Source organism: Helicobacter sp. (genome assembly GCF_029067145.1).
Taxonomy (GTDB): domain Bacteria; phylum Campylobacterota; class Campylobacteria; order Campylobacterales; family Helicobacteraceae; genus Helicobacter_D.
On the sequence record NZ_JAIEFA010000031.1, the window covers coordinates 15,779 to 31,459 of the forward strand.

Annotated in this window: 18 protein-coding genes; 17 read left to right on the forward strand and 1 reads right to left on the reverse strand. The window is 38.9% G+C overall.

Annotated elements, in window-relative coordinates; genetic code table 11:
* Positions 1 to 8: 8 nt before the first annotated feature.
* Positions 9 to 1,466 (forward strand): replicative DNA helicase, encoded by a 1,458-nt coding sequence (locus K2N75_RS02455; RefSeq protein ID WP_297679444.1) that lies wholly within the window; start codon positions 9 to 11, stop codon positions 1,464 to 1,466.
* A gap of 96 nt (positions 1,467 to 1,562) precedes the next feature.
* Here K2N75_RS02455 and K2N75_RS02460 read toward each other — a convergent pair whose 3' ends face one another.
* Positions 1,563 to 2,345 (reverse strand): pyridoxine 5'-phosphate synthase, encoded by a 783-nt coding sequence (locus K2N75_RS02460; protein WP_297679443.1) that lies wholly within the window; start codon positions 2,343 to 2,345, stop codon positions 1,563 to 1,565.
* An 82-nt stretch (positions 2,346 to 2,427) separates the two neighbouring features.
* On the opposite strand from K2N75_RS02460, the gene K2N75_RS02465 reads away from it, so the two are divergent.
* The 16 genes from K2N75_RS02465 to K2N75_RS02540 all read left to right on the forward strand — a co-directional run bounded on the left by K2N75_RS02465 (position 2,428) and on the right by K2N75_RS02540 (position 15,410).
* Entirely contained in the window at positions 2,428 to 3,255 is an 828-nt protein-coding gene (locus tag K2N75_RS02465) for a 3'-5' exonuclease (RefSeq protein ID WP_297679442.1), read from the forward strand.
* A gap of 15 nt (positions 3,256 to 3,270) precedes the next feature.
* Positions 3,271 to 4,185, forward strand: coding sequence for a PDC sensor domain-containing protein (locus tag K2N75_RS02470; protein WP_297679441.1), 915 nt, complete (start codon positions 3,271 to 3,273; stop codon positions 4,183 to 4,185).
* 1 nt (position 4,186) lies between these two features.
* Complete coding sequence (gene hisH, locus K2N75_RS02475) at positions 4,187 to 4,795, forward strand: imidazole glycerol phosphate synthase subunit HisH (RefSeq protein ID WP_297679470.1); 609 nt, start codon at positions 4,187 to 4,189, stop codon at positions 4,793 to 4,795.
* Between the two features lie 8 nt (positions 4,796 to 4,803).
* On the forward strand, positions 4,804 to 5,511 hold the full coding sequence (gene hisA, locus K2N75_RS02480; RefSeq protein ID WP_297679440.1) for a 1-(5-phosphoribosyl)-5-[(5-phosphoribosylamino)methylideneamino]imidazole-4-carboxamide isomerase: 708 nt from the start codon (positions 4,804 to 4,806) through the stop codon (positions 5,509 to 5,511).
* Positions 5,512 to 5,646: 135 nt separating this feature from the next.
* On the forward strand, positions 5,647 to 6,021 hold the full coding sequence (locus K2N75_RS02485) for a chemotaxis response regulator CheY (protein ID WP_115551332.1): 375 nt from the start codon (positions 5,647 to 5,649) through the stop codon (positions 6,019 to 6,021).
* Between the two features lie 2 nt (positions 6,022 to 6,023).
* The gene (locus tag K2N75_RS02490; RefSeq protein ID WP_297679439.1) at positions 6,024 to 6,923 is read left to right on the forward strand and encodes a 50S ribosomal protein L11 methyltransferase; all 900 of its coding nucleotides are present in this window, start codon (positions 6,024 to 6,026) and stop codon (positions 6,921 to 6,923) included.
* Between the two features lie 2 nt (positions 6,924 to 6,925).
* Positions 6,926 to 8,857: an ATP-dependent zinc metalloprotease FtsH gene (ftsH, locus tag K2N75_RS02495; protein WP_297679438.1), complete on the forward strand. Its 1,932-nt coding sequence runs from the start codon at positions 6,926 to 6,928 to the stop codon at positions 8,855 to 8,857.
* 9 nt (positions 8,858 to 8,866) lie between these two features.
* Positions 8,867 to 9,559 (forward strand): hypothetical protein, encoded by a 693-nt coding sequence (locus tag K2N75_RS02500; RefSeq protein WP_297679437.1) that lies wholly within the window; start codon positions 8,867 to 8,869, stop codon positions 9,557 to 9,559.
* 21 nt (positions 9,560 to 9,580) lie between these two features.
* On the forward strand, positions 9,581 to 10,321 hold the full coding sequence (gene pssA / locus K2N75_RS02505) for a CDP-diacylglycerol--serine O-phosphatidyltransferase (RefSeq protein WP_297679436.1): 741 nt from the start codon (positions 9,581 to 9,583) through the stop codon (positions 10,319 to 10,321).
* A 120-nt stretch (positions 10,322 to 10,441) separates the two neighbouring features.
* On the forward strand, positions 10,442 to 11,983 hold the full coding sequence (locus K2N75_RS02510) for a 2-isopropylmalate synthase (protein ID WP_297679434.1): 1,542 nt from the start codon (positions 10,442 to 10,444) through the stop codon (positions 11,981 to 11,983).
* A gap of 75 nt (positions 11,984 to 12,058) precedes the next feature.
* The gene (gene secG / locus K2N75_RS02515) at positions 12,059 to 12,370 is read left to right on the forward strand and encodes a preprotein translocase subunit SecG (protein WP_297679433.1); all 312 of its coding nucleotides are present in this window, start codon (positions 12,059 to 12,061) and stop codon (positions 12,368 to 12,370) included.
* Between the two features lie 9 nt (positions 12,371 to 12,379).
* A complete protein-coding gene (frr, locus tag K2N75_RS02520; RefSeq protein ID WP_297679431.1) occupies positions 12,380 to 12,940 on the forward strand; it encodes a ribosome recycling factor in 561 nt (186 codons plus the stop codon).
* A gap of 21 nt (positions 12,941 to 12,961) precedes the next feature.
* Positions 12,962 to 13,573 (forward strand): orotate phosphoribosyltransferase, encoded by a 612-nt coding sequence (pyrE, locus tag K2N75_RS02525; protein WP_297679429.1) that lies wholly within the window; start codon positions 12,962 to 12,964, stop codon positions 13,571 to 13,573.
* A 16-nt stretch (positions 13,574 to 13,589) separates the two neighbouring features.
* Entirely contained in the window at positions 13,590 to 14,123 is a 534-nt protein-coding gene (locus K2N75_RS02530) for an RDD family protein (RefSeq protein ID WP_297679427.1), read from the forward strand.
* Positions 14,124 to 14,176: 53 nt separating this feature from the next.
* Positions 14,177 to 14,860 carry a F0F1 ATP synthase subunit A gene (locus tag K2N75_RS02535; protein WP_297679425.1) on the forward strand — a complete coding sequence of 228 codons (684 nt, stop codon included), beginning with the start codon at positions 14,177 to 14,179 and terminating at the stop codon, positions 14,858 to 14,860.
* Positions 14,861 to 14,870: 10 nt separating this feature from the next.
* Positions 14,871 to 15,410, forward strand: coding sequence for a thiamine phosphate synthase (locus tag K2N75_RS02540; RefSeq protein ID WP_297679469.1), 540 nt, complete (start codon positions 14,871 to 14,873; stop codon positions 15,408 to 15,410).
* Positions 15,411 to 15,681: the final 271 nt, after the last annotated feature.

The window sequence follows — 15,681 nt, forward strand, 5'->3', positions numbered from 1 at the left end:
GAATCAATATGGAAATGCAATTACAAATTGAACGCGCTGTTTTAAGCTCTATTTTGTTTGACCCAGAGCAGTTGGATTTTATCGCGGAATCACTTGTGGCAGAAGATTTTTCTTATCCTCCACACCAAAATATTTTTTCTGCAATGTTAGAACTTCGCCACACAGAACGCCCTATTGATGAGGAAATTATTCTTGGACTCTCTACCAAAGCGCGTCCGATTGCGCAAGAAGAAATGTTAAATATTCTCTCCACAAGCCCTATTAGCGATTTAAAATCTTATGTTCAAGAAATTTTAGAATCCTCTATCAAGCGCAAACTCCATTCCTTTGCTATGAAAATTGCTCAAAGCACGGCGGAGAACGAAACAAGCTCTAAAGAAATTATGGATTATCTCCAAAGCGAGCTTTATAAGATTGGCAATGTGCAGCAAATGCGAGAATTTAGGGATTCCAAAGCAATTATTAAAACAACTTTAGAATATGTTACAGAAATGAAAAAGCGCGGAAATAACCTCCTCATTGGCATAGATACAGGCTTTGCGGGTTTAAACAAGATGACAACAGGATTCAACAAAGGGGACTTGGTCATCGTTGCTGCGCGTCCTGCAATGGGAAAAACAACTCTTGTATTAAATATGGCACAAAGAGCCTTAGATACAGGGAAAGGAGTAGCGTTTTTTAGTCTTGAAATGCCTGCGGAACAATTAATGCTAAGAATGCTAGCTGCTAAAACTTCTATCTCCTTGCAAAACTTGCGTGTTGGAAACTTACAAGAGGAGGAATGGGGAAATCTCACCTATGCGGCAGATATTATGGGCAAATCTCCTTTGTTTATTGACGACAATAGCTTGCTTACGATTCATCAACTTAGAACTAAACTAAGAAAAATCAAAACCAAACACCCAGAAATCGGACTTGCCGTCATTGATTATTTGCAATTAATGAGCAGTGCTAACAATAAAGACAGACACCAAGAAGTTAGCGAAATTAGTCGCGGACTCAAAATGATTGCACGCGAATTAGAGATTCCAATCATTGCGCTTTCACAACTCAATCGTAGCCTAGAGAGCAGAAGCGACCGCCGCCCAATGCTTTCAGACTTGCGCGAATCTGGCTCTATTGAGCAAGACGCAGATATTATTTTGTTTGTGTATCGTGATGCAGTTTATAAACAAAAAGACGAAAAAGAAAAAGAAGAAGCCGCCAAAAAGGAAAATAAAGACTACAAAAGCACTTATGTCCCACGTAATGAGGAGGAGGCAGAAATTATTATTGGCAAGCAACGCAATGGACCAACCGGCACCGTAAAACTGATGTTCCATAAGCATTGCACGCGTTTTGTGGATTTGAACAACTCTAATCCAACGCTTGAAATTGTCTATGAGCAAACCTCACAAAACACACAAACGCAATTTATACCACCGCAAAACGACGAAAAAAAACCTATTGATATGCCACAAATTTAACACCAAAATGCAAGGACGCCTTGCCTCTCTGTCCTTGCGAGCGAAGCGAAGCAATCCATAATCACACACACTAACCTTTACAATGGAATCTTAAATCTAACCCTTTACCAACTCCACCATTTCTTTAATGGCATTTTCAAGTCCGCTAAAAATAGCGCGCGCAATAATGCTCTGCCCGATATTGAGTTCTCCAATCTCCACAATAGATAAAACAGGAGCAAGATTAACATAGTTTAATCCGTGTCCCGCGGCAACCTCTAGTCCTAACCATTTTGCCTCTTTTGCAGCATTTTGTAAGCTTTCTATGGAATCTCTCAAAGCAGCTTTTAACTCCCCTTTGGGTAGGTTTAGGGATTCTATGCTATGTTGCGTGCGGGGTAAATTAGAATTTAACATCAAATGCAAATTCGCATAAGCACCCGTATGAATCTCTATCATTTGCGCACCAACTTCTTTAGAGGCACAAATTTGGTCTAGTTGCGTATCAATAAAAAGTGAAACTTCTATGCCCTTTTCCCTAAAAGATTGTGCAATTTCTGCGATTCTATCAAAATTTCCTATGACATCTAATCCGCCCTCTGTTGTTACTTCTGCTCGGTTTTCAGGCACTAAAGTAATGCGATGGGGCTGAAGTTCTAATAAATAATCAATGATTTGCGGATTGATAGAACATTCTACATTCACAGGCAAAAAGGAGCTTTCACACACACGTTTTACATCTAAATCGTGCATATGCCTGCGGTCTTCGCGCAAATGCAAAGTAATCTGGTCTGCTCCTGCGCGTTTAGCAATAAACACTGCTTCTAATGGGTCAGGGTCATTGATTTTGCGCGCCTCTCTTAAGGTTGCAATATGGTCAATATTTACTCCAAGCAACATAATTACCCCTTTATTTGACATATCAATTTGGATTCTAACTAAAATTACTTTAAAATACGCAGTTAAAAACAAAGGAGCGCAAATGATTATTGTATTTGATTGCGAAACAATTTTAGATGTGGATTTAATCCAAAAAGGCTTTAAGGCAGAATTTGAAAAACGAAATATCCAAGTAGAATCCCAAAATGATTTAGAAATAAGCAAAGCCGCAATGGAGATTCAAAAAGAACTAAGCGGCACAGAATTTTTGCCACTTTGTTATCATCAAGTCATCAGCATTGCCGCTGTGTCTTGCGATGAATATGGACGCTTTATCAAGGTGGGCAATTTCAAAAGCAGTGGAGATTCCAAAGAGGAAAAAGAAAAATCATTGATTGCGGCATTTTTAAACTATCTTAACAAACATCAACCAAAACTCGTAAGCTTCAATGGGAGAGGATTTGATATGCCAATGTTGCTTTTGCGCGCAATGAAATACAAGCTCCAAGCCAATGCGTATTTTGAGGAAAATAACGCGCAATACAATAAAAGCAAATGGGAAAATTATCGCCAAAGATATAGTGAAAGATTCCATACGGATTTATATGATAGCTTAGGAAACTACGGCAGCGCGCGGAATCTCAAACTAGATGCCCTCGCAAACTTAGTTGGCTTTCCGGGCAAATACGACACGAGCGGAGAGCAAGTGTTACAATTATATTATGAGGGCAAACAAGACAAGATTGATGAATATTGTCAAAGTGATGTTCTAAACACTTATGGACTTTATCTTAATTATGAATTGTTAAAAGGAAATTTAACCTTAGAGGATTATCAAAGCATTTTGGAATCTTGGCGGGCAAAATTGCCAAAAGATATGGGTTATTATTCTGTATTTTTTGATACAATTTCTACCCAAATTCAATCTTAGATTTAAGGAATTTTTATGTTATCAAAAGACATTGCACATTTTAGTGAAATGCGCTATGAGATTCGTGCGTATTTATGTTTCTTAATGCAACGCAATATCAAAAATCACTTGCCACATATTGAATTAAATAAAATTGTTGATGGAATCAAAAAAATAGAAAAAGAAGTGGGAATCTTTGAACTCATTTATGTATTAGATTCTAGCGGGACTTTAGTCATAGACGGAATCTCTAGAGATTCTAACATAGAGTGCAAAAAGGGCGAAAACCATAATGAACGTGCCTATTTTTATCGCGCAGTGAAAGAAAAAAAATGTATCCTAACAGACCCTTATCCCTCTTTAGCAAGCGGCAATCTTGTCATCACGGTTTCTTATCCTATCTATAATGATAAGGGAGACCTTGCCTACATCGTCTGTATGGACGTGCGTTTGGAAAGAAGTTTGGAGCTTGTGCGCACCACACCTTTGTTTGGATTTTCTTTTGGAGTTGGCAAATGCGTTTATTTTCTAATGGCTTTGTCTCTCTTTCTTGTTTGTTCTTTGTTGCTCGTAAAGGGCAGCGTTAGTTTATGGGACGCCTTATATCGCTTTGGAAGTTTGGAGATTTTAGATATTAAAGATGTTTTTGAAGCAACGATTCTCATTACTTTAAGTTTGGCTATTTTTGACCTTGTGCGCGCAATCTTTGAAGAGGAAGTTTTGGGGCGTCAGAAGTCGCAAGATTCTAAAGTCGTGCATAAAACAATGACACGATTCTTGGGTTCTATCGTGATTGCTTTAGCCATTGAATCCTTAATGCTTGTCTTTAAGTTTGCAATCACTGCGCCAGAAAAACTGCTATATGCCGTCTATCTCATTGGTGCAGTTACTTGTTTGCTTGTTGGCTTAGCATTGTATGTTAAACTCACTGCAAATCTTAAACGAGATTAATATGCTTGGAATTGTAAATTATGGAATCGGAAATCTTGCAAGCGTTCAAAACGCAATTCAAAAACTTGGCAAAAAAGCCCATATCACGCAAGATGCACAGAATCTTAAAAACTACGATTCTCTTATTTTGCCCGGTGTTGGAGCATTTGGCGACGCAATGCAACACCTAGCACACAATGGAATGCAAGAAGCAGTGCTAGAGTTTGCCAAAAGCGGCAAGCCACTGCTTGGAATCTGTTTGGGAATGCAATTGTTATTTCAAAAAAGTTACGAATTTGGCGAGCATTTAGGTTTGGGCTTGATAGAGGGCGAAGTAGTGAAATTTGAAAAAAGCTCCTTAACTCCAACGCAAAAGATTCCACATATGGGTTGGAATTGTGTGCAAAAAATCAAAGAATCTCCGCTTTTAAGTGGATTAGAATCGCCTTTTTATCTCTACTTTGTGCATAGTTATTATGTGAAAAATTTGCAAAATGCCATTGGAGTAAGTCAATATGGAACGGAATTTGCCTCTATTGTGCAAAAGGATAATATTTTTGGAATCCAACCACACCCCGAAAAATCGCATAATGTGGGACTTAGGATTCTACAAAATTTTGTCCATTTATAAGGAGTTGTATGCAAATTATTCCCGCAATTGATTTAAAAGAAGGCTGTGCCGTGCGTTTAAAGCAAGGTTTAATGGAAAGTGCAAAAATCTATGCAAAAGAGCCCACCGAGCTTGCAAAACATTTTGAAACTTTAGGAGCAGAATATTTGCATATTGTAGATTTAGATGGCGCATTCGCTGGCACTCCAAAGAATCGTGCCGTGATTGAAAAAATCTGCAAAAATTCTAAGCTTAAAATTGAAGTAGGTGGCGGAATCCGCGAGGAAGAGACGATTAAAGCTTACTTAGATTTAGGAATCTCACGCGTCATTTTGGGTTCTATTGCGCTAAAAAATCCAAACTTTGCATTGGAAATGGCAGAAAAATACCCCATTGTCATTGGGATTGACGCAAAAGACAACAAAATCGCCACAGAGGGCTGGGCTAAGGGCGGGGACACGCTTGCGTGGGAATTTGCAGAGCTTTTTAAAGGAAGTAAGATTCAGGCAATCATTTGCACAGATATTGCACACGATGGAATGCTAGATGGAATCAACTTGGAATTTACAAAAAAAATTCAAGACAAAAGCCAAATTTTCACTATTGCAAGTGGCGGGCTATCTTGTCAAGAAGATTTTGAGGCACTAAGAGAGGCGGAGATTGATGGCGTAATTGTGGGTAAAGCATTTTACGAGGGCAAAATTGATTTACAAAAAGCCTTTAAAAATTTTCAATAAATATTAAGTTTGTCGTTTAGATTCTTGATTTATTTAAAATTTTATGTTCGCTTTATGCGAAATTATGCTATTATATCAAGTTATTGTTATTTTTCAATTTTTTTAAAAAGAAGTTTTATTTTATAAGGAGTTAGCATGAAAATGGTTGTTGTAGATGATAGTTCAACTATGCGAAGAATTATCAAGAATACCTTAGCAAGACTTGGCTATGAAGACATTTTAGAGGGCGAAAATGGCGTAGAGGGCTGGGATAAAATGAATGCCAATCCCGATACCAAAGTGCTTATTACCGATTGGAATATGCCCGAAATGAATGGATTAGATTTGGTGAAAAAAGTGCGTGCAGATGAACGTTTCAAAGATATTCCAATCATTATGGTTACTACTGAAGGTGGTAAAGCAGAGGTTATCACTGCACTAAAAGCAGGAGTAAATAACTATATTGTTAAACCCTTCACTCCACAAGTCTTAAAAGAAAAATTAGAAGTTGTTTTAGGCGTAAATGATTAATTATGGAATCCTACTACAATTGTCTAAGCGTCAAAGCGGATAATTTTTTATGGTTATTGCAAGACAAAGCACTAGAAATAACAGGTGAGGCAATTGAAGAGACTGAACAAGGATTCATTGTCCGCACAGAGGCTGACATCAAGCCGATAAAATCACAATTAATTGCGTATGCTAAAGAATTAGAAACGATAATGTCGGATTCTATCCATTTAGAATTTTCCGAAGAAACTTTGAAAAATCAAGATTGGATTGCCTCTTATCGTAAATCCATTACACCCATAGAATGCGGCAAGTATTATATTCACCCTTCGTGGTTTGAGGGAAAAAAGAATAAAATCAATGTCATTATTGACCCTGCACTTGCTTTTGGAAGCGGGCATCACGAAAGTACTTTTGGTTGTTTGGAAGCATTAGAACTCCTAGAGCACACATTCCAAGAAATAGAACTTCAAAATAAAGAGAAAGGAAATAGCGGGAATTATTCAAGCGCACTTACAGACAAGCTTATCTTAGATGTTGGGTGCGGAAGTGGAATCCTAAGCATTTGCGCTAAAAAAAGTGGCGCAAAAGTGTGGGCATGCGACACAGATGAGCTTGCGATTGAGGCAACAAAAGATAATATGGCAAAAAATGATGTCCTCTTAAATGAAGTCTTTTTGGGTTCGCTTCACACGATTCCAACCCAAAAAGGAAAATTTGACATTATTCTTGCAAATATTCTCGCAGATGTCATTGTTGCATTGCCCTTAGAATCTTATGTGAAGCAAGAGGGATATTTGATTTTATCTGGCATTTTAGAACAATATATACCAAAGGTTCTTAATAAATTCAAAAATTTTAAAATAGTTTCCCAAAAAATTAACAACGAATGGGCAACTCTAGTTTTACAAAACAAAGGATAAATATGCAAAAACCTAATAATAATCCAAATCCACAGGACAAAAAGCCAAATAATTTTTTTAATCAAAATCCGCTTTTAATGTTTGTCCTCTTTGCAATCATTGCCATTGTTGTTTTTCGTATGCTCTCACCAGCAAGTGGAGAGATTAGCAAATTAAGCGGAGCAACTACAACAAAAACGATTAATTATTATGAACTCAAAAAATTAATTGAAAACAAAGAAGTAGATTTTGTCGCGATTGGACAAACCAACATCAAAGCAACGGCAGAAAATGGGGGAAACAAAATCGCTTACAATGCCCAAAGAGTGAATCCCGATAGCACCTTGATTCCCTTGCTAGATGAAAAAGGCGTAGAATACACCGGCTACAATGAAAACAATTGGCTAAGCGATATGCTTTTTGGCTGGGTTTTGCCTGTCTTTATTTTCTTTGCAATTTGGATGTTTTTGGCAAGCAGAATGCAAAAAAATATGGGAAATGGAATCTTGGGCATTGGGAGCTCCAAAAAACTTGTCAATGCGGAAAAGCCAAATGTCAAGTTTGAAGATATGGCAGGCAACGCAGAAGCAAAAGACGAAGTAGTTGAAATCGTAGATTTTCTAAAGAATCCCGAGCGTTACGCGGCATTGGGAGCTAAGATTCCTAAAGGGGTGCTACTCGTAGGACCTCCCGGAACCGGCAAGACTTTATTAGCCAAAGCCGTAGCGGGCGAAGCAAGCGTGCCATTTTTTTCTGTCAGTGGAAGTAGCTTTATTGAAATGTTTGTAGGTGTAGGGGCAAGTCGCGTCCGAGACTTGTTTGAAAATGCCAAAAAAGAAGCACCGAGCATTATTTTTATTGATGAGATTGACGCGATTGGCAAAAGTCGTGCAGCAGGCGGTATGATAAGCGGCAATGATGAGAGAGAACAAACCCTAAACCAGCTTTTAGCCGAAATGGACGGATTTAATTCTGACGCGTCGCCAGTTATCGTTCTAGCAGCCACCAACCGACCCGAAGTGCTAGACCCTGCGCTTCTACGCCCAGGCAGATTTGACAGACAAGTTTTAGTGGATAAACCGGACTTTGAAGGACGCGTTGAGATTCTAAAAGTGCATATTAAAAATATCAAACTCGCAAGAAATGTGGATTTATTTGAAGTAGCAAAACTCACCGCCGGACTTGCAGGGGCAGATTTGGCAAATATCGTCAATGAAGCCGCACTGCTTGCAGGAAGAGGAAACAAAAAAGAAGTGGAACAAAGCGACTTTTTAGAAGCGGTGGAACGCGGAATTGCAGGATTAGAGAAAAAATCGCGCAGAATCTCACCCAAAGAGAAAAAAATCGTAGCCTACCACGAAAGCGGACACGCACTCATTGCAGAAATCACCAAAGGCGCAAAAAAGGTAACAAAAGTTTCTATTATTCCACGCGGACTTGCCGCATTGGGTTATACATTAAACACGCCAGAAGAGAACAAATACCTTATGCAAAAGCACGAATTATTAGCAGAAGTAGATGTGCTACTAGGAGGTAGAGCGGCGGAATCCGTATTTTTAGGCGAAATCTCAACAGGAGCAAGCAACGACTTAGAGCGCGCTACGGATATTATCAAAGCAATGGTGAGCTACTATGGAATGACAGATGTAGCAGGGCTTATGGTGCTTGAAAAACAACGCAATGTTTTCTTAAATGGTGGTTTGGGAAGCAGCAGAGAATATAGCGAGGAAATGGCTCAAAAAATGGACGAATATATTAAAACTCTCTTAAATGAACGTTTCAACGCGGTAAAAGAATCCCTAGAGACCTATAAAGAGGCGATTGAAAATATCGTTAAAGAGCTTTTTGAGAAAGAAAATATTGATGGACAAAAAGTGCGCGAAATCATTAGCGAATACGAAAAAGCACACAATTTAGAAAGCAGAATCGTCGCAGAAGAAAAAGAAGAAATATAAGGAGATTTGATGAAAACAACCACAGAAATGATTGCAAAAGAAGGCTGGAAACCTATTGGTGCAGGGTTACTTTTATTATTGTTTAGCGGGTTGTTTGGTTGGAAAATCTTTGGATTCCTTTGTTTTCTTGCAACTTTGTGTTTAATATATTTTTATAGAAACACCGAACGCATTATGGAAGACAATGCGAACGATTCTATTTTGTCTCCCCTTGACGGCGTAATTAAAAATATAGAAAACAAATCCGATGGTATTTATTTGCAAATCAGCAAGCCTATCTGCTTCTGCGGTATGATTAGAATGCCTTTGGCAAATCTCGGTAAATGCGGTGAGGCTTTAGAGATTGAGCATATCAAGGGTTTAAAAAATGGTGATGAAATGACAGGGGAGCGCATTACTCTTGCTTTCCATCGTGAAGCTGACAAAACTCCTACTTCAACGCTTTATCTTACACTTTATCCAAAATATTTTGCGCAAACCTCTTTATATCTTTGGGATTCCAATTTTAGACTTGGCGAACGCATCGGATTTTTCCTTAATGGGAATGCAACTCTAAAGATTCCGCTAAACTCCGAGCTTAGAGTGAATATTCACGATAAAATTTTGGGCGGCAAAACATTGCTTGGCAAAGTCCAATCAATACAAAACGAAGGAGATTCAAAGAAAACCCAAGACACCTACGATTCTAAGGACGAGCAGTAGCAGGATTAGGAACGCCAAAAAATGAAAATTGACCCATTGTATATTTTACCCAATCTTTTCACGGGTGCTAGCATTTATATTGGAATCCTAGCGGTTTCTTATGCCTTTGTTGGACGCTTTGAGCTTGCGTGCTGGCTCGTGCTTGTTAGCCTCATTTTTGATGGATTAGACGGACGCGTCGCGCGACTTACAGGCACAACAAGCAAATTTGGTGTAGAATTTGATTCTTTGGCTGATGTAGTTGCCTTTGGCGTCGCTCCTGCAATGATTTTATTTTTCTATGGTGGCTTCCATTATGGCAAATTTGGAGTCGTTGTTGCGGGATTGTATGTCGTCTTTGGTGCGATTCGTCTAGCGCGCTTTAACGTAACAACAAACAGCAATGAACCCAATGTATTTATTGGGCTTCCGATTCCTTCAGCAGCAGTTTTTGTAGTGAGCTGGTTGCTTTTTGAAATGGAATTTCTCAAACAATATCCACAAGATTCCGAAAACATCTTTTTGCTTCCTTTGATGATTGCAAGCTTAATTGTAGCGTTTCTAATGGTGAGCAATGTGCGCTATCCGAGTTTCAAAAAAGTAAGTTTTGAAAAAATTAGTTTTGGTAGAGTCATTGTGCTTTTGATGATTATTTTAGCAATTTTATTTATTTATCCTATTTTTACAATCGTTATTTTAATCAGTCTTTATGTTTGCTTTGGTCCTATGCGAGCAGGTTATTATCTTTGCGTTAAGCATTTTGGCAGAGAATCAAAGGAATAAAATGCGTATGCGATTCTATACTTATTATAGCCACACTAAGAATCTTTTAACCATTTCAATGCTTGCGCCACTGGGAATATTGGTTTTTTATAAAAAGATTTCAAATAACAAAGGATAAAAATGGAAAGAATTAAGATTTTTGATACAACCTTAAGAGATGGCGAGCAAAGTCCTGGCGCTTCTATGAACACAGAGGAAAAAATCAAACTTGCTTTGGCGTTGGAACGTTTAGGCGTAGATATTATTGAAGCGGGTTTTGCAGCGGCTAGTCCGGGAGATTTTGAAGCGATTAGTAGAATCTCGGAAGTAGTTTGCAATAGCACGATTTGTTCTCTTGCAAGAGCCGTACCAAAAGACATTGAAAGTGCGGCAAAAGCATTAGAAAAAGCCAAGCTTAAAAGAATCCATACTTTCATCGCGACAAGCTCAATCCATATGGAATTTAAACTCAAAATGCAGCCCAATGAAGTGATTAAACGCGCAGTAGAAGCAGTGAGTTTAGCCAAAAGTCTATGCGAAGATGTGGAATTTAGCTGTGAAGACGCAAGCAGGAGCGATAGAGGATTCTTAAAAGAAATTGCTGCTGCAGTCATTGAAGCGGGAGCAAAAACGCTCAATTTGCCCGACACGGTGGGTTATAGATTGCCGCAAGAATTGGGAGAGATGATTCAAGAGCTTAAAGCCTTTGTCGGGGATTCCGCGATTCTCTCTGTACATTGCCACAATGACTTAGGGCTTGCCGTAGCAAACTCCCTTGCTGGAATCCAAAACGGAGCAAGACAGCTTGAATGCACGATTAATGGGTTAGGAGAGCGCGCAGGAAATACTGCGCTAGAAGAAGTGGTTATGATTCTAAAAACGCGTCAAGATATTTTTAACGGATTGGACACACGCATTAACACCAAAGAAATCTATGCTTGCAGCAAGCTTGTCTCTGATATTACAGGAATCCGCCCACAACCCAATAAGGCAATCGTTGGCAAAAACGCATTTGCCCACGAAAGCGGAATCCACCAAGATGGTATGCTAAAACATCGTGAAACCTATGAAATTATGCGCTCTAGCGATATTGGAATACCAGAAAACAATGGCTTAGTTCTTGGCAAACATAGCGGGCGCGCCGCCTTCAAAGACAAGTTGGCGAGTATGGGATTTGGGGAGATTTCACAAGACGATTTGGATAAAGCCTTTGAAAGATTCAAAGTCCTATGCGATAGAAAAAAAGAAGTCTATGATGAGGATATTCGTTCCATTATGACAGAGGAAACAACAAAGATTCCTCAAGTTTTTGAGCTTTTGGGCTTGCAGATTAGCAGCTGCTCTAGTGGCGTGCCTCACGCAGCAATTTCTATCCAAAAAGACGGGGAAACAAAAATAGATGCAGCTATTGGCAATGGAAGTGTTGATGCGATTCTAAAAACGATTGATAGAATCAGCGGATACAAAGGTGTCTTAAAAGACTACAAAGTAGAAGCAGTAAGCGAGGGAAAGGACGCTTTAGCCAAAGTTGTTGTGAAAGTAGAATTTGACCCTACAAAACCTGCTGTAATTGGACACGGATTGCATTTAGATACAATGCAGGCAACAGCGAGAGCTTATCTTGGTGCGCTCAATAATTATTTGTCTATGCGTGAGTTGATTACAAACAAAACGATTTGCTAACTTTAGCCAGCTATTAGATAAAGTGCGTTAAAATGCGTAGAGTTTTTTGAGATTAAATAGAATATAAGGAAAACTATGACAGGGATTTTATTGATATTGCAGTTTGTATTTGCAATCTTAATTACGACGATTGTTTTATTACAAAAAAGTTCAAGCATTGGTCTTGGCGCATATAGTGGCAGTAACGAAAGTTTATTTGGGGCTAAGGGACCTGCGGGATTCTTAGCAAAACTAACTTTTGGACTTGGTTTGTTATTTGTCATCAACACGATTGCATTAAGTTATCTTTATGTGCAAGATTCTAAAAGCTCTATTGTAGATGAAGTAACGATTCCAACCCCTATTTTGCCGCAGGATTCTGCGCCTAATAATGCAGAATCCAACTAAAGGAATCCTATGGAATTACAAGAAATCTACACGCATACAAAAGAAACAATGAACAAAAGCATTGAAGCAATGAAAAAAGAATTTGGCACTTTGCGTAGCGGTAAAGTCTCTATTGCGATTTTAGATTCTATTCGCATTGATTATTACGATACACCCACTCCGCTTAATCAAGTAGGTTCTGTCATTGCACAAGATGCAAGCACAATCGTCATCACTCCTTGGGAAAAAAACCTGCTCAAAGACATTGAACGCGCAATTCAAGAAGCAAACATCGGCGTCAATCCCAACAACGATGGCGAAACGATTAAACTCTTTTTCCCTCCAATGACAAGCGAACAACGCAAAGAAATCGCAAAAGAGGCGAAAAACATTGGTGAAAAAGCAAAAGTAGCGATTCGGAATATTCGTAAAGATTCTAACGATAAAGTCAAAAAACTAGAAAAAGACAAAGCCATCAGCGAAGATGACGCTAAAAGAGGACAAGAGGAAATCCAAAAATTCACCGATGAGGCAGTAAAAAAGATTGACGAACTCGTCAAACACAAAGAAGAGGAATTGCTCAAAATCTAGCCTTAAAGTAAGGAATCTCTAATGAATATTACACAAATCTACAAAAACGCTGGCGCGCTTTTAGAGGGACATTTTTTGCTTAGTAGCGGGAGACATTCTCCCTTTTATTTGCAATCTGCAAAGGTGCTAGAAAATCCAAAAATAGCTGAAGAATTAGGCGCAGCTTTGGCAAAAATCATTCAAGATTCTAAAATCAAAGCAGATTGCGTTTGTTCTCCCGCGCTTGGTGGAATCCTAGCAGGCTACGAGCTTGCGCGCGCGCTTGGAGTGCGTTTTATTTTTACAGAACGCGTAAATGGAACAATGACTTTAAGGAGAGGATTTGAAGTTAAACCAAACGAGAAAATTCTTGTGTGTGAAGACATTATTACCACAGGTGGTTCAGCTATGGAATCGGCACAGGTTGTAGAAAAACTTGGCGCACAAGTTGTAGGATATGCCGCTTTGGCAAATCGCGGAATTTGCAATCGCTACCAAAGCTCTCATCAATTTGAAGCCAAAGAATGCAAACTCAATCCTAGTTTGCCACTCTTTGCATTAGAAGATTTTATTTTTGAAACCTTTGAAGCTCAAAATTGCCCTTTATGCCGACAAGGAAGTGTGGCAATCAAACCCGGAAGTCGGGGCAATTAAGACTTAAAGGTAAAAAATGCGTTGGAGAAAAGTCAAACAAAATCCAAAATCTCCAACACAAGCCAAACACAAAACAGATTCCGCTCTCCCACCGACTAATGCCCTGCCTCATCAGCTCATACAAGAATTAGCACAAAACCCATCTGATTCTTTGCAAACCGCAAGTTTTTGGGACAGAGGCAAAGCACAAGTGATTGATACTTTTATGATTTATTTGCCGCTTTTATATTTTTTAACTTATGTTGTTATCGGTAGTGCGCAAGGATTCCGCGATTCGTCTTGGGCTCCCTTTAGCGGAGTTTTGATTTATGGAATCCTTGTCGCTTTACTTTTGGCATTCAAAGGACAAACGCCTGGCAAAAAGGCTTATAATCTATGGATTGTCAGAGAAAATGGAAAAAATGTAACATTTCCTTTTGCCCTTTTGCGATTCATTGCTTTCTTGCTCTCGGGCGTCAGTGTTGTAGGAATCTTTATGCCTCTATGGCGCAAAGACAAAAAGGCATTGCACGATATTTTGCTCAAAACGATAGTTCTCAAAAAAGGTTAATTTTCTATTAAATTTATTTCTGGCATAATTATTCACTTTTAAAGGAGTATTTTATGGACGGAAGATTATTTACTTTTCTAGGATTGGTTAGCCACGACCACGATTTTATTATCGCATCTCATACGATTTTAGTCGCGATTATTGCGATTATTTTGGCTAAACTCGCTACTTCAAAACTACAAGTTGTGCCCGGCACAATGCAAAATATTTTTGAAACCTTTTTGGGCGGGGTTATTTTTATGGCAAAAGATGTCATTGGCGAAGAAAAAGCGCGTCATTATCTACCGCTTACCGCGACAATTGCACTTTTTGTATGTTTGGCAAACCTTATTGGAATCATTCCGGGATTTGAAGCACCCTCCTCTAGCCTTAGCTTCACACTTACACTCGCGCTTGTTGTGTTTGTGTTTTATAACTTTGAAGGAATCCGCACCTTTGGAATCGTAAAATATTTTGCGCATTTTGCTGGTCCTATCAAGCCATTAGCTCCGCTAATGTTCCCTATTGAAATCATTTCTCACTGCTCAAGATTAGTTTCACTCTCTTTCCGTCTCTTTGGAAATATCAAGGGAGATGATATGTTCTTGCTTGTAATGTTAATGCTTGCTCCTTGGGTTGCTCCGCTCCCAGCATATTTATTGCTAACCTTTATGGCATTTTTACAAGCTTTTATCTTTATGATTCTGACTTATGTATTCCTAGCAAGCGCGGTTTTGGTAAGCGAGGAAGCCCATTAAGGCTTACCTTATCACCGAGCCCACACTTTATCCCAAAACCCCTTTAGAATTTCATAACTTTTACACAAAAATCCTCCATAAGCATTCCATTGACTTTGCTGCCTATCGCGACAAGGAATCACATTTTAACCCTGCACTAATGGAAGTTTTTTTGAATCTCAATCGCTCTTATGGAATCCCAAGCCTCCTTAACTCCAACCTAGACCTAGCTCTTGAATTTGGCTTTGACGGGGTGCATTGTAATGGAACACAAATGCAGCAAATCAAAGCTGCGCGAGAAAAGCTACCCCTTGTATTTTTCAGCGCACACTCACTGCAAGAAATCCAAGAAGCCGATAAACAAGGGGCAAATGGAATCACGATTAGCCCAATCTTTGAAACTCCTAATAAAGGCACTCCGCTAGGCATTGAATTTTTAAACAGCATTAAACCTGAAAATTTCAAAGCAAAACTTTTCGCACTAGGTGGAATCATCACACAAGCACAACTCCAAGAAATCACTACAACAAAAATCCAAAATTTTGCCTCTATTCGCTATTTTTTAGGGTAAATCCCAACTTTTTAGTATCTATAATCTTGCAAAAAGTAAATTCTGCAATGGAATTCTTAAAATTATGCTTGATTATGGATTGCTTCGCTTTGCTCGCAATGACAGCGCGGATTCGCCATTGCGATACTTCGTAAGAAATCGTGGCAATTTATCATCTCGCATAAATAAAACAATGGAATTACAAATAGCGAGATTTTAGCTTATGGATTTGCAAGTATGGGTAAAATCCTTGTGAATTGTGCGCTTTGTCGCTCCACTCGCAAGGGCGCAA

What these genes read in the sequence shown, in the direction of transcription:
- K2N75_RS02460 (WP_297679443.1), bottom strand. Translation starts at nt 2,345, where the DNA reads ATGTTGCTTGGAGTAAATATTGACCATATTGCAACCTTAAGAGAGGCG.
- pyrE (WP_297679429.1), top strand. Translation starts at nt 12,962, where the DNA reads ATGAATATTACACAAATCTACAAAAACGCTGGCGCGCTTTTAGAGGGA.
- K2N75_RS02490 (WP_297679439.1), top strand. Translation starts at nt 6,024, where the DNA reads ATGGAATCCTACTACAATTGTCTAAGCGTCAAAGCGGATAATTTTTTA.
- ftsH (WP_297679438.1), top strand. Translation starts at nt 6,926, where the DNA reads ATGCAAAAACCTAATAATAATCCAAATCCACAGGACAAAAAGCCAAAT.
- K2N75_RS02455 (WP_297679444.1), top strand. Translation starts at nt 9, where the DNA reads ATGGAAATGCAATTACAAATTGAACGCGCTGTTTTAAGCTCTATTTTG.
- K2N75_RS02510 (WP_297679434.1), top strand. Translation starts at nt 10,442, where the DNA reads ATGGAAAGAATTAAGATTTTTGATACAACCTTAAGAGATGGCGAGCAA.
- secG (WP_297679433.1), top strand. Translation starts at nt 12,059, where the DNA reads ATGACAGGGATTTTATTGATATTGCAGTTTGTATTTGCAATCTTAATT.
- K2N75_RS02535 (WP_297679425.1), top strand. Translation starts at nt 14,177, where the DNA reads ATGGACGGAAGATTATTTACTTTTCTAGGATTGGTTAGCCACGACCAC.
- K2N75_RS02530 (WP_297679427.1), top strand. Translation starts at nt 13,590, where the DNA reads ATGCGTTGGAGAAAAGTCAAACAAAATCCAAAATCTCCAACACAAGCC.
- K2N75_RS02485 (WP_115551332.1), top strand. Translation starts at nt 5,647, where the DNA reads ATGAAAATGGTTGTTGTAGATGATAGTTCAACTATGCGAAGAATTATC.
- K2N75_RS02470 (WP_297679441.1), top strand. Translation starts at nt 3,271, where the DNA reads ATGTTATCAAAAGACATTGCACATTTTAGTGAAATGCGCTATGAGATT.
- hisH (WP_297679470.1), top strand. Translation starts at nt 4,187, where the DNA reads ATGCTTGGAATTGTAAATTATGGAATCGGAAATCTTGCAAGCGTTCAA.
- hisA (WP_297679440.1), top strand. Translation starts at nt 4,804, where the DNA reads ATGCAAATTATTCCCGCAATTGATTTAAAAGAAGGCTGTGCCGTGCGT.
- K2N75_RS02500 (WP_297679437.1), top strand. Translation starts at nt 8,867, where the DNA reads ATGAAAACAACCACAGAAATGATTGCAAAAGAAGGCTGGAAACCTATT.
- K2N75_RS02465 (WP_297679442.1), top strand. Translation starts at nt 2,428, where the DNA reads ATGATTATTGTATTTGATTGCGAAACAATTTTAGATGTGGATTTAATC.
- pssA (WP_297679436.1), top strand. Translation starts at nt 9,581, where the DNA reads ATGAAAATTGACCCATTGTATATTTTACCCAATCTTTTCACGGGTGCT.
- frr (WP_297679431.1), top strand. Translation starts at nt 12,380, where the DNA reads ATGGAATTACAAGAAATCTACACGCATACAAAAGAAACAATGAACAAA.